Genomic DNA, 12497 nt, shown 5'->3' on the forward strand with positions numbered 1-12497 from the left:
TTCTAAACTTTTGATCTCGCCAGTATGTGCCTAATTCTTTTTGCCTGGAAATCCCATCCTGACTACCCTTTGGTAGTAGCGGCAAACCGTGATGAATTTTATGAGCGTGACACTCAAGCAATGCATTGGTGGCCGGAGCATCCCGACGTCTTAGCGGGCAGAGATAGCGCAGATGTTCTTGGCAGCCCTGGTACATGGCTAGGCTTCACAAAAACCGGTCGCTTTGCTGCTTTAACGAATGTCAGAGCTCCAAGCGAAAAACGACCTGATACGCGAACCCGTGGTGAGCTGTCCCTGATGTTTCTTGCAGGCAAGGATCGTCCCCAGGAATTTATTCAAACTCATGCAAAGCGATTCGATCAATACAACGGCTTTAATCTATTGATGGCTGATTTCAGCAATCCTGCAAATGCGGAGATGCACTGGGTTAGTAATCGTCTCATGATGGGTCAGCAGATTCGTCCCCGCAAGGTATTTCCTGAAAATCCTTTGACGCCTGGTGTTTATGGCCTATCAAATGCCATGCTTGATACACCTTGGCCTAAGGTAAATCATCGTGTAGCAGCCTTTGCACAAACTTTAGCAATGGATCATGGTGGTTTGAAGAATGCCGACCAGTACTTACGTTTACTGGCAGACACCCATGAAGCCAGTGATCATGAATTGCCTAGTACTGGTGTAAGCAAAGATTGGGAGAAAGCGCTCTCTCCTGCGTTTGTTAAAACTTCTTCGTACGGCACTCGTTCGAGCTCTCTACTCAGAGTCCGCAAAGATGGTTCTTTTGAAATGGTGGAACGTCGCTTTGATGCCAATGGAACCATAGGGCATGATGTCATCACGGGTGTCCTGAGCAATGCACCGGGTTCCAATTTATCGGTTTAGTTCGGGACTATTCCCAACGTAGGTCGTCGTTGATGACTTTTTCACCTGTGGCATTGCGAGTTGGCAAGCGTTTCAAGTATTTGAATGTCCCCGTTGCCATACAGCAGACTTCACCATGATCGTTATATAACTTCGCTTCGCAAAATGCCATTGTGGCAGTATGACGAACCGTCTCAGCATTCACGCGCAAGATTCCATTGGCCGCTTGCATAAAGTTATTCTTCAATTCAATCGTAACAACGCTACGATCTCCAGGATCTGCCGAGCGTGCTGCAACTGCCATAGCCACATCCATCAAGGTCAGCAAAACACCACCATGCGCAACCTCCCAAGTATTTTTATGCTCAGGCTTAAGTGCCAGCAAAATTTCACCCTTGCCCATTTCTGCACTGAGAAGGCGAACACCCAATAACTTTAAAAATGGGACGTTCAATTCCTCACCCAAATTGGCTAGCTGGGTGGAAGTCTGAGTTTGTAATGGCGTTGTCATAGGCTTGATTTTAAGCTTATTGTTGATCTCTTTTACGGTGTCAACCCAGTTTCTAGAATCCCCCTAGAATAGACAAACTATGGCATTTTTACTGCAAGGCGACGATGTATTACATCAAGTCAATCCCAGCCCCTTACCCGATCCTTATTGGGTCGCTTTTTCTGCTTCAGCCGCCAAGCTGATTGATATTCCCTTAGGACAAGACAAATACCCAAAAGATCCTAAATGGCTTGAGGTACTTGCAGGCAATCGCCTTGATCATGGATCTCACCAATTCGACAGACCCATTGCTACCGCCTACAGCGGCCACCAATTTGGTGTTTGGGCAGGCCAATTAGGTGACGGCCGAGCAATCTTACTGGGCGATATACATGGTCAGGAGCTGCAACTCAAAGGCGCTGGAAAAACCCGCTATTCCAGAATGGGAGATGGTCGTGCAGTACTCCGCTCTTCAATTAGAGAATTTCTCTGTAGCGAGGCTATGCACGGCTTAGGCATTCCAACTAGTCGAGCACTTGCCGTAGTGGGTTCAAACGAACCAGTGCACAGGGAGGAAATTGAAACTGCTGCAGTATGTACGCGACTTGCTCCCAGTTTTCTTCGTATCGGTCATTTTGAGCATTACGCATCGCTACAAAAGCAAGGTCGCTTGCAAGAGCTTGCCGATTACTTGATCAAGCACTTTTATCCAGAATGCCAATCAAGTACTGAGCCATATCTTGATTTATTCAAAGCGATCTCAGCAAAAACTGCACGCTTAGTCGCTCAATGGCAGGCGGTTGGGTTCTGCCATGGGGTATTGAATACCGACAACATCAGCGCCTTGGGCTTAACCATCGACTATGGTCCATTTGGATTTTTAGATCATTTCCAGATTGATCATATTTGTAACCATAGTGATACCAGTGGTCGGTATGCCTATCATCGTCAACCCCAAATCATGCACTGGAATATGGCCTGCTTAGCCAGTGCCATGTGCCCCCTGCTTGAACTCAAGCACCCCAGCGAAATAGCACAGACATTATTGCGAACTGCTTTAGAAGAATTTCCGAAGATCTATACTAACAACTGGCAGAGTTTATTCAGGACTAAGCTAGGACTGCAGACAAGCCAACATGAGGACATCACCCTCATCGAAAGATTGCTTCAAACAATGCACGATGCTAGGGTAGACTTCACCTTCTTCTTTAGAGCACTTGCTAACTACGACTCTATCAATCTTCAACCTCCCAAAGAGGCTCGCGATCTATTTAATCATCTTGCAGTCATTGATGAATGGTTTAAAGATTATGGTCATAGACTTCAATCCGAGAAGAGTGTTGATGAAAAAAGGAAGATACTCATGAAGGCTTGTAATCCAAAATTTATTTTGCGCAATCATTTAGCCCAACATGCTATTGAAAAGGCTCAAGCACATGACTATTCTGAGGTCAGCAAACTATTGGGTATTTTGGAGCATCCCTTTGATGAGCAAGAAGATAATGAAGCCTACGCCAATCCACCCTCTATTGAGCATCGCGCTGTTGAAGTAAGCTGCTCATCATAATTACTGGAGTCAACATGAAAAAAACGGATGCTGAATATAAATCTGCTTTAAGCGATATTGAATACAAAGTTACCAGAGAAGCCGCGACTGAGAGACCATTTACTGGGAAGTATTGGGATCATTGGGATCAGGGTCAATACCAGTGTGTTTGCTGCCATACGCCTCTGTTTATGTCGAATACTAAATTTGATGCGGGTTGTGGTTGGCCGAGCTATAGCGCTCCTGAAAATACAGCAGCAATACAAGAGGTAAAAGATAGCAGCCATGGCATGATCCGGACCGAAGTACGTTGCTCAAATTGCAATGCCCATCTAGGTCATGTATTTGAGGATGGCCCTGCCCCTACTGGACTAAGGTATTGCATTAATTCTGCATCTCTGCGTTTTGAGCCCAGCGATCTGGCTTTGAAGACGAACTCCATAGATGAGAGCTAATCACGGCATAATCTGTATATGAAATTTTTATTTGATCTCTTTCCAATCATCCTCTTTTTCATTGCCTTTAAAGTTGCGGATATCTATACAGCAACGATTGTTGCGATGGTAGCAACGATCGGTCAAATCCTCTGGGTCTATTACCGTCATCGCAAAATTGATGCCATGCAATGGGTTAGCCTAGTTCTCATTGTGGTCTTCGGAAGCCTAACCATCTTTCTGCATGACAAAACTTTTATCCAACTTAAGCCCACAGCCCTGTACTGGTTATTTTCTGGCACGCTACTGATTAGTGCACATTTTTTTCAGAAAAATTGGATACAAGTTCTGATGGGTAAGCAAATTGCTCTAAAGCCCCATAGTGAAAAAACAGCTTGGCAAAAATTAAACGCAGCTTGGGCCCTCTTTTTCTTTTTCATGGGGGCACTGAATTTATACGTCGCATTTGAGTACTCTGAAGATACCTGGGTGAACTTCAAACTCTTCGGTAGTACTGGGCTTCTGATCGTGTTTGTCATATTGCAAGGCGTGTGGCTTTCCAAACACATGGAGCAAGCTAGTTAATGACCCAAAATCAAGAGAGAATCCAGCGCTTCACAAGCGATTTGTACAAGGCCTTTAAGCTTTCGCATCTGGAGATCGAAGACGAGAGCCATTTACATGCTGGTCATGCTGGTGCTGCCAGTGGTGGTGGACACTTCAGAATTCATCTGGTTGCTCCTGAATTTAATGGTCTTAACTCTGTTGCAAGGCATCGTGCAGTCTATGCGGCCCTGAAAGACCATATTCCTGCGGAAATTCATGCGCTAAGCATTCATGCCTATGCACCTCATGAAATAGCACCCCAAGAAAGTGAATAGCGACATGATGATTCTCCATACCATGCTCCGAGTTGGCGACATGCAGCGCTCAGTTGATTTTTATACCAAGGTCTTAGGTATGAATCTGCTTCGAACAACCGTTCGTCCGGAGCAAAAATACGCTTTGTCTTTTGTAGGTTTTGGTAGAGGTAATGAAGATGGACAAGCTGAGATAGAGTTAACCTATAACTACGGGGTTGATTCCTATGAAATGGGGACTGCTTATGGACACATTGCGATCCAAGTCCCTGATGCCTATGCGGCTTGTGCGAAGATTAAAGCTGCTGGTGGAAACGTTACCCGTGAGGCAGGTCCTGTACAGGGCGGAGATGCCATCATTGCCTTTGTTGGTGATCCCGATGGATATAAGATTGAGTTAATTCAAGAATAAGTGCAGTGCAAACTGAATTCAACGACACACCCTATCGACTTGTTCTTATCGATAGGCTATCTCAAGTTAGCCCTGAACAGTGGGATGCCCTTCTCCCTGCCCATGCTGGACCATTCCTAAGACATGCCTTTCTCAGTGCCTTGGAAGAAACTGAATGCGTCGGGGCCAAAACAGGCTGGCAAATTACGCATCTGATTGCTAAAGATCAGCAAGATAGGCTCGTTGGAGCCATCCCTCTCTATTTGAAGCAGCATTCTTATGGTGAGTTTGTATTTGACTGGGCTTGGGCAGAGGCTTATCACCAGCTCGGCAAATCTTACTACCCCAAAGTGCTGAGTGCAATTCCCTTTACACCAGTTCAGGGCGCCAGAATCTTGGTTAAAGAAGGCGAACATGCAAAGGTTATTCAAGAATTGTTGATTACTGGCTTAAAGAGTGTTGCCCTGGAGAATGATCTATCTTCAGTACACATCCTCTTTCCCAGTGAAAATGAAATTCAATTACTTGTAGATCATGATTTTATGTTGCGAGATTCGGTCCAGTTTCATTGGCAGAATCAAGCTTACAAAAGTTTTGAACAATTTCTTGAGGCATTAAATAAAAAACGACGCAAGAATATTCGTCATGAAAGGGCCCAAGTTCAGCAAGAGCTCGTTGAGTTCCAGCATATCCCTGGTGAACAATCGACTCCAGAAGATTGGAAATTCTTCTACGATTGCTATGCACAAACCTATTTAGAACATCATTCCAGTCCGTATTTAAACCCTGAATTCTTTTTAAAGCTCTCCAAGGCGATGCCAAATCATTTGCACCTGATCATAGCCAGCCAAGGTGGTAATCGAATAGCAAGCTCATTATTGGTCGTTGATAAAGCAGAAAGCAAAGCCTATGGTCGTTATTGGGGTGCACTCAAATATATCCCCTGCTTACATTTCGAGACTGCCTATTACCAGGCCCTCGAATACTGTATTTCTGAAGGAATTCAGACCTTTGAAGGCGGCGCCCAAGGTGAACATAAGATGGCGAGAGGCTTTATGCCGCAGACTCTGCAATCGGCCCACTGGCTTGCAAATCCACAATTTTCACAAGCAGTCAAACACTTTCTAACTAGAGAGCGCGCTGGCATGGCAGCTTACGTTGATGAGCTTGCTGAGCACAGTCCTCTGAAATCGAATACAGTACTAGCGTGAGTAACAATAACTACCTCCAAAACGCAAACGATAGCGCTAATTCCTTATCAACCGGGGATGCAGAATCTGACTCCCCATGTATTGGAGTCTGCACCACTCTCTATGATGAAATTTGCCAAGGCTGCGGTCGTACCTTGGCCGAGGTGAGCAATTGGGTTTTTTTGAATCCTGAAGAAAAGACTCAAGTCTGGAACCGAATTCGCGCAGAAGGAACAGCAATGCGCTTTCAACGCCAAGCTAAAGAAATAAAAAATCGAGATTAGCCAGCCAATTCTTGGCTACGAAGATATTCTTCGTAGGTTCCAGAATAATCGTTCACAGTGCCATCCATCTTGACTTCCAAAATGCGATTGGCCAAAGCAGATACGAATTCACGATCATGCGATACGAAAATCAAAGTGCCGTCGAATTTCTCAAGAGCAATTTGTAAACTTTCAATAGACTCCATATCCATATGATTGGTTGGCTCATCCATCGCTAAGACGTTATATTTCTGGAGCATGAGCTTGCCCCAGATCATTCGGCCCTTTTCACCCCCGGATAAGACTTTGACAGACTTACCAATGTCGTCACCAGAAAAGAGCAATCGTCCTAATGTCCCACGAATAGACTGGTCATCATCGCCAGTATTACGCCAATTGTTCATCCAATCCATGAGAAGCTCATCTTTAGCAAACATCTCGGTATTGTCTTGAGGCATTACACCCACATTGGCATTTTCTGCCCACTTGACATCACCACTATCCGCCGCAATACCCTCAAAACGTTTGCTGAGAATGGTTTTGAGCAGAGTAGTTTTACCTGCACCGTTTTGCCCAATGATCGCAATCTTCTCACCTGCTCTTACTCCAAGTTTGAAGTTCTTAAAAATGGTGCGGTCATATGCTTTAGTCAGTGCATTGCACTCAACCGCCATGTTATGTAGTTTTTTATCGGCATCAAAACGAATAAACGGATTCTGACGAGAAGATGGCTTTACTTCCACAATCTCGATTTTTTCTAGCTGACGTTGCCGTGAAGTAGCTTGACGTGCTTTTGATGCATTTGCAGAGAATCGCGCCACGAATGCCTGTAATTCAGCAATCTTTTCTTTGGCTTTCACGTTAGAACTCAGTTGCTGTGTGCGTGCCTGTACTGAAGCAAGCATATAAGAATCATAGTTACCAGGATAGACCTTTAGAGTTCCAAAGTCCATATCTGCCATATGAGTACAAACTTCATTTAAAAAGTGACGATCGTGAGAAATAATGACAATAGTGCTCTTAATATCATTCAAAATATCTTCGAGCCAATGAATCGAATGGATATCTAAGTTATTGGTAGGTTCGTCTAACAGCAAGACATCGGGATCCGAAAATAAGGCCTGAGCAAGCAATACACGTAATTTCCAACCAGGCGCCACATTGCTCATCAGGCCGGTGTGTTGTTCAATCGGAATGCCGATACCGAGCAGCAGTTCTCCTGCTTTGGCTTCAGCGGTATAGCCACCATATTCTGCATACTTACCTTCAAGCTCGGCTGCCTTCATGTAATCTTCATCGGTGGCATCTGGATTGGCGTAAATTGCATCACGCTCTGCTGCAGCATTCCACATCTCCTCGTGACCCATCATCACGACGTCTAAAACGCGTACATCCTCATAAGCAAATTGGTCCTGACGTAACTTACCAAGACGAATGCCGGGATCTAAGCTGACATTACCGCTGGTAGGCTCTAATTCGCCTCCCAAGATTTTCATGAAGGTAGATTTACCGCAGCCGTTAGCACCGATCAAACCATAGCGATTTCCGCCACCAAACTTGACGGAGATGTTTTCAAACAGGGGCTTAGCCCCAAATTGCATGGTGATATTAGATGCAGTAAGCACGAATGTTTCTAGCCTTTAGAGATGCGATTTACAAAATATGGATTTTTAGCTTTGCTAGCCCAATGGCAGCTAAGACCGCTATTTTAACGGGTCTATCGTAAAAGACAGGAAATTAGACTTTTACCCTGAATGGGGTGAAGTTGGTATCAGTATCGTAATAGTCCTCATTTTCTTTACGCTTGAGGAAATTAACGACCAAATAGGTTAAAGGGATAGCCAAAATTTCCCATGCGGTCTTTAAGAAAAATTGGGCTACCGCAACCTGAACTACTTCGTTAGTGGGCCATAGGCCATAAAAAGCGAGCATGTAGAACAGGGAAGAATCAACAAAGCCGCCAACTCCAGTGGAGCCAACCACCCTAATCCAGAGATGGCGTCCTTTTGTGAGAATCTTTAGCTTAGCCAAGACAAAGCTGTTGGAAAAGCTACCGCACCAGAAGGCGATCATGGACGCTAAGGCAATCCGCCAAGAGTTACCAAAAACGGTCTCCATGCCCTCCTGATACTTTGCCATATAGGCTCCAGGTGCAGGCGGTAAGGCAATAACGACTTGTGCCATGATGGCTGCAAAAGCAAGAGCAGCGAATCCCATCCAAACCGCTCTACGATCATGGGCATAGCCATAGACTTCAGTCAAGATATCGCCAAAGAAGTAGGAAATCGGGAAGAACAGGATTCCGGCACCGTAAATAAATGGGCCATAGTAAGGAAGATCAATTACTGCAGCTTTACCAGCGCCAATGAAATTGGAGCACAGCAAAATGACTGCAAAAGCGGCCAAAATCAAATCGTAATAGCGGTAGTGTCTTATTGGCTCTGTTGCTGAATCTGTCATATCAAATAATTGGATATTTTATTTAGTTGGATTATCTTATTCTTTAGGCAAATTTGCTGATAATTTTTTGACTAGCGCCAGCAAAGGCAGTATCACTATCATCTTGAAGTTCAACAAATAAATCAGGGCGATATTGAGGAAAATTCCTCACAATCGAGGATTGATAGGCTGGATCATAGTGCTTCACTAGCAAATCCGTGACCAAGGCATCAAAATGTCCAGCATCTATTTGGGTCAACCACTCAGCAATTTGAACTTTCCCATAGCGGGAAGTAAGTAAAGCCAATTTCTCTTTAAATGTAGTCGTGTCCGTTAAAAAATGGGCGTACTCGTGTAAGAGCCATGAAACTCTGGTTGCAACGCTGGATCTCAACTCAATGCATCGGCCATGACGGATCTTTTCCATCAAGGCATCAGGTACATGCACACCACCGACTTTCTTGCTTTCAGATTCAATAAATACGGGTTTGTTGGGATCAAGATCATGCAAGGCATTCCATAGCGCCGTCTCGAAACCTTTTTGAGATGGTTGATCAATATCAGGCTCATTACCCAAGACAGAGCCACGATGAATCGCAAGGCCCTCTAAATCTAAAACTTGAGCGCCAAGGGCCTGTAGTTCATGCAAGATGCGCGTCTTACCTGAACCAGTCATTCCACAGATCACCTGGAATTGAAATTGCTTGGCAGCCAGATCTAGGTCATCGATGACTACCCTGCGAAATCCTTGATAACCACCTTCCAATTGCATCGCCTTCCAACCAATACGATTGAGGACATGGGTAAACGCACCACTACGCTCTCCACCACGCCAGCAATACAGCAAAGGACGCCATTCACGAGGAAAGTCCAGAAAGGATTGTTCTAAGTGCTGTGCAATATTGCGTGAAACGATCGCAGCTCCCAGTTTCTTAGCGGCAAAGGGTGATACTTGTTTGTAAAGTGTTCCGATCTTGACTCGTTCTTCATTATTGAGAACGGGGAAATTGATTGCGCCAGGAATATGGTCTAAAGCAAATTCAGCGGGTGAGCGAACATCAATGATCGCATCGAATTGATTGTGCTCTTTTCCGAACTGAGCAATTGCCAGAATGTGTGAATTCTTAGGCTGCAATCGCTTTCCTAGGAGAGCTTATCTAAAACATGTTTTGGCCAAGGCATCGATTTATTAGCCTGCAGATCTACCCAGACCATGGTTGCGCCACCGGCTGCACATAGGGCTTCGGGCTCTGTAGTGAGGGCCATCGTGTTAAAGACATCAACACTGGATTTGCCAATGTTGCCGACATAAGTCTTGACTAATAAATCGCCTGGATAGGTAATTTGCTGAATAAAATTACAGAAGCCGTTAACCATCAGCATGCCTTCAATAGTCGTATCCATTGAATATCCCATCGCCGCAATCCATTCAATTCTGGCTTGCTCCATATAGCGAAAATAGACTGTATTGTTGATGTGACGATAGGCATCCATATCCCCCCAACGAATCGGGATGATACTTTCATGAACCAGCTTTTTATTTTCAGGTATCTCGATCCGCATTCGAAGCAGCCTTAGCGAACTTGTTGGGCTAGCTGATACAGATTGGTAGAGCGAGCTCCAGAGCGACAGAATGCCAAGATCGGACCAGGTAAAGTTTTGAGTAATCGCGCCATCTCTATAACTTGCTCAGGGGTAATCGAACCGCTGACTACAGGGAGATAAGCGTATTGCAAACCTAAACTCTTCGCCTTGGCTTCGATGACTTCATTTAGGGGTTGGCTTGGACCACCTTCAAAATCAGGGCGATTATTGATCACGCTCTTGTAACCTTGGGCGACAATTTCTTCGAGCTGCATCGGCTCGATTTGACCGGTGCTACCAAAGGCGTCATTGTGACAAGCAATTGTAAGACTCATAAAAACCTCAATATATTCAAACTGTTAATGTGATGCGATTTTAAATCAGTCTGCTTTTGGGCTGCCCATAAAGAAACGTTCACAGATTTCCATGCCAGCCAACATCGCTAGAATGAATACCAAGGCCTTAAGATGGCCTACGCCTAGGGCGACAATAGCTGGCCCCGGACAGAAACCAGCCAAGCCCCAGCCTGCCCCGAATATCAGACTGCCAATGACTAATGGTCTAGTAATTTCCTTTTTTGCTGGTAAGTGAAGTGTTCCACCAAAAAAAGACTGCGATCTTTTGGATACAACATAAAAGCCGCAAAGACCAACTAAGACGGCACCAAGCATGACAAACAGCAGTGAGGGATCCCAAGGACCAGTGATGTCGAGAAAATTCAGGATTTTTTGAGGATTACTCATCCCTGAAATCATTAATCCAAAACCAAAAAGCACACCGATAAAATATTGACTGAGTAAGCTGAACTGTTTTTTCATGACATTCTCACAAGAGATGACGCAGGATATACGCGACTGCAAATCCTGAGATCATGAAAGAAACAATAGCAACTAAGGAGCGCGGTGATAAACGAGATAATCCACAGATACCATGACCGCTGGTACATCCCGATCCATACTGAGCGCCGAAGCCAACCAGTAAGCCAGCAACGATGACAATAGGCCAATTTGCTTCAATGATTTGCACTGGATACATATCGAATAAGAAGATCGACCATATTGGCGAGGTCAGGATGCCAAGGAGAAGTACGATTCTCCAGATCCATGCTTGTTTGACGGGTCGCAACAAGCCGCCAACAATTCCGCTAATTCCTAAGATGCGACCATGAAGAAGAACATATGCAGAAGTGGCAATGCCTAATAAGACTCCCCCTAATAATGAGGGTCCTGGTGTGAAGGCTAGCCAATCAATCTGCATATTACGCTTTCAAAATTAATCGCACGGTTTGGGTGACATCCTGTATTGCAGATATCTTAGCCCCAAATAGGCACCCAAGACGAAACCAGGCAAAGCCAAGAATGAACCCAATGCCAGAGTAGAAACACCACTCAAGCCCTGACCAATAGTACAACCCAGAGCAGTTACCCCTCCAAAGCCCATGAGCACCCCTCCAATCAGGTGATTGGCGGTATCTTCTGAATTGCGAAAGGATTCCCATCGAAAGGATTTTGTAGCAATGGCAACAGAAGCAGAGCCTAGAATCATTCCCACTACTGCAACAATGCCGATGGTCAGCACCTTGGAGACATCGCTATAAAACATCAACCAATCTAGCGTATAAGCATAGGGAGCCACAAATGAAAGACTCTCCATTTTTCCTGAATTACTGGCAATAAAAATTTCCTCTAGGGTATTTGGATCCTCGGCAACATAGCCAAGATAGCCAGATACCCACCAAATAGCACAGATAGCTAAGCCCACAAAAATTCCTGCAAGAAGATTTTCGGCGCTCCAAAAGGATTTACGAATTAAGGCAAACAAAACAAATGCGCCACCGATCACGACTCCAAGAATCAAGTGAAGTTCTGTGCGCACCAAGCCGGTAAGACCACTCAAAATACTGGGTAAATCTTGCGCAGTAGCAAGAGAAATGAAAACGGTATCGAGTGTATTGACCCGAATGACGCCCAAAAATCCTTTGAGAGTCATGTAAGCACTTAAACCTAATGCCAAGAAAACAATGAGTGACTTTAAATTGCCACCACCAATTCTCACTAAGGTTTTGCTACCGCAGCCCGAAGCGAGCATCATACCCAAGCCAAATAATGTACTTCCTATCAAAGTAGAAAGAATTAATAATTTGCTAGAGGTGTAAATACTCTTGAGCGGATCAATCACACCAAAAGTACTCATCAAAGCAAAGCCGATAATAGTAACGCCAATAGCGAGAGACCATTGCTTAACACGATCCCAGCTGTCCATCAAAATGACATCAGCGATGGCTCCCATGGTGCAAAAAGACGTTTTTTGCATCACAGCTCCAAGCGCAAAGGTGATAGCAAATGCAAACCATAAAACGGTATGGCTTTGCGACACGATGTCTACAGTATTCATAGCCTAAGATTATCGAGTTATCAAGGGAGTTAGTTTGTAAGGAAT

Annotated in this window: 17 protein-coding genes; 8 read left to right on the forward strand and 9 right to left on the reverse strand. The window is 44.7% G+C overall.

What is annotated here, in order from left to right:
• Positions 1-24: 24 nt before the first annotated feature.
• Positions 25-882 carry an NRDE family protein gene (locus Pas1_RS05065; protein ID WP_112294676.1) on the forward strand — a complete coding sequence of 286 codons (858 nt, stop codon included), beginning with the start codon at positions 25-27 and terminating at the stop codon, positions 880-882.
• Between the two features lie 7 nt (positions 883-889).
• Here Pas1_RS05065 and Pas1_RS05070 read toward each other — a convergent pair whose 3' ends face one another.
• A complete protein-coding gene (locus Pas1_RS05070) occupies positions 890-1372 on the reverse strand; it encodes a PaaI family thioesterase (RefSeq protein ID WP_112294677.1) in 483 nt (160 codons plus the stop codon).
• Between the two features lie 79 nt (positions 1373-1451).
• Here Pas1_RS05070 and Pas1_RS05075 point away from each other — a divergent pair, with 79 nt between their 5' ends.
• The 7 genes from Pas1_RS05075 (at position 1452) to Pas1_RS05105 (ending at position 6056) form a co-directional block, all read left to right on the forward strand.
• Positions 1452-2918, forward strand: a complete 1467-nt coding sequence (locus Pas1_RS05075; protein WP_112294678.1) for a protein adenylyltransferase SelO — start codon at positions 1452-1454, stop codon at positions 2916-2918.
• 14 nt (positions 2919-2932) lie between these two features.
• A complete protein-coding gene (gene msrB, locus Pas1_RS05080) occupies positions 2933-3352 on the forward strand; it encodes a peptide-methionine (R)-S-oxide reductase MsrB (RefSeq protein ID WP_112294679.1) in 420 nt (139 codons plus the stop codon).
• Positions 3353-3370: 18 nt separating this feature from the next.
• Complete coding sequence (locus Pas1_RS05085) at positions 3371-3916, forward strand: septation protein A (protein WP_112203950.1); 546 nt, start codon at positions 3371-3373, stop codon at positions 3914-3916.
• The gene (locus Pas1_RS05090; RefSeq protein WP_112209196.1) at positions 3916-4212 is read left to right on the forward strand and encodes a BolA family protein; all 297 of its coding nucleotides are present in this window, start codon (positions 3916-3918) and stop codon (positions 4210-4212) included. Before Pas1_RS05085 ends, Pas1_RS05090 begins: the two co-directional genes overlap by 1 nt.
• Before the next feature lie 4 nt (positions 4213-4216).
• Complete coding sequence (gloA, locus tag Pas1_RS05095; protein ID WP_112203946.1) at positions 4217-4603, forward strand: lactoylglutathione lyase; 387 nt, start codon at positions 4217-4219, stop codon at positions 4601-4603.
• Between the two features lie 5 nt (positions 4604-4608).
• On the forward strand, positions 4609-5793 hold the full coding sequence (locus Pas1_RS05100) for a GNAT family N-acetyltransferase (protein WP_112294680.1): 1185 nt from the start codon (positions 4609-4611) through the stop codon (positions 5791-5793).
• A gap of 80 nt (positions 5794-5873) precedes the next feature.
• Positions 5874-6056 (forward strand): DUF1289 domain-containing protein, encoded by a 183-nt coding sequence (locus Pas1_RS05105; RefSeq protein ID WP_225971507.1) that lies wholly within the window; start codon positions 5874-5876, stop codon positions 6054-6056.
• Here the strand turns inward: Pas1_RS05105 and Pas1_RS05110 are convergent.
• The 8 genes from Pas1_RS05110 to Pas1_RS05145 all read right to left on the reverse strand — a co-directional run bounded on the left by Pas1_RS05110 (position 6053) and on the right by Pas1_RS05145 (position 12452).
• A complete protein-coding gene (locus Pas1_RS05110) occupies positions 6053-7660 on the reverse strand; it encodes an ABC-F family ATPase (protein WP_112203941.1) in 1608 nt (535 codons plus the stop codon). The two genes, Pas1_RS05105 and Pas1_RS05110, sit on opposite strands and share 4 nt — an antisense overlap.
• A 112-nt stretch (positions 7661-7772) precedes the next feature.
• On the reverse strand, positions 7773-8495 hold the full coding sequence (locus tag Pas1_RS05115) for a queuosine precursor transporter (protein WP_112294681.1): 723 nt from the start codon (positions 8493-8495) through the stop codon (positions 7773-7775).
• 43 nt (positions 8496-8538) lie between these two features.
• Positions 8539-9609 carry a tRNA 2-selenouridine(34) synthase MnmH gene (gene mnmH / locus Pas1_RS05120; RefSeq protein WP_112294682.1) on the reverse strand — a complete coding sequence of 357 codons (1071 nt, stop codon included), beginning with the start codon at positions 9607-9609 and terminating at the stop codon, positions 8539-8541.
• An 8-nt stretch (positions 9610-9617) separates the two neighbouring features.
• A complete protein-coding gene (locus tag Pas1_RS05125) occupies positions 9618-10037 on the reverse strand; it encodes an acyl-CoA thioesterase (protein WP_112203935.1) in 420 nt (139 codons plus the stop codon).
• A gap of 11 nt (positions 10038-10048) precedes the next feature.
• A complete protein-coding gene (locus Pas1_RS05130) occupies positions 10049-10393 on the reverse strand; it encodes a TIGR01244 family sulfur transferase (RefSeq protein WP_112294683.1) in 345 nt (114 codons plus the stop codon).
• A 45-nt stretch (positions 10394-10438) separates the two neighbouring features.
• Complete coding sequence (locus Pas1_RS05135) at positions 10439-10876, reverse strand: YeeE/YedE family protein (RefSeq protein ID WP_112203931.1); 438 nt, start codon at positions 10874-10876, stop codon at positions 10439-10441.
• Between the two features lie 7 nt (positions 10877-10883).
• The gene (locus Pas1_RS05140; RefSeq protein WP_112294684.1) at positions 10884-11315 is read right to left on the reverse strand and encodes a YeeE/YedE family protein; all 432 of its coding nucleotides are present in this window, start codon (positions 11313-11315) and stop codon (positions 10884-10886) included.
• A 15-nt stretch (positions 11316-11330) separates the two neighbouring features.
• Positions 11331-12452 (reverse strand): YeeE/YedE family protein, encoded by a 1122-nt coding sequence (locus Pas1_RS05145; protein ID WP_112294685.1) that lies wholly within the window; start codon positions 12450-12452, stop codon positions 11331-11333.
• Positions 12453-12497 lie beyond the last annotated feature (45 nt).

The sequence above is a fragment of the Polynucleobacter paneuropaeus genome, from assembly GCF_003261235.1.
Lineage (GTDB): Bacteria > Pseudomonadota > Gammaproteobacteria > Burkholderiales > Burkholderiaceae > Polynucleobacter > Polynucleobacter paneuropaeus.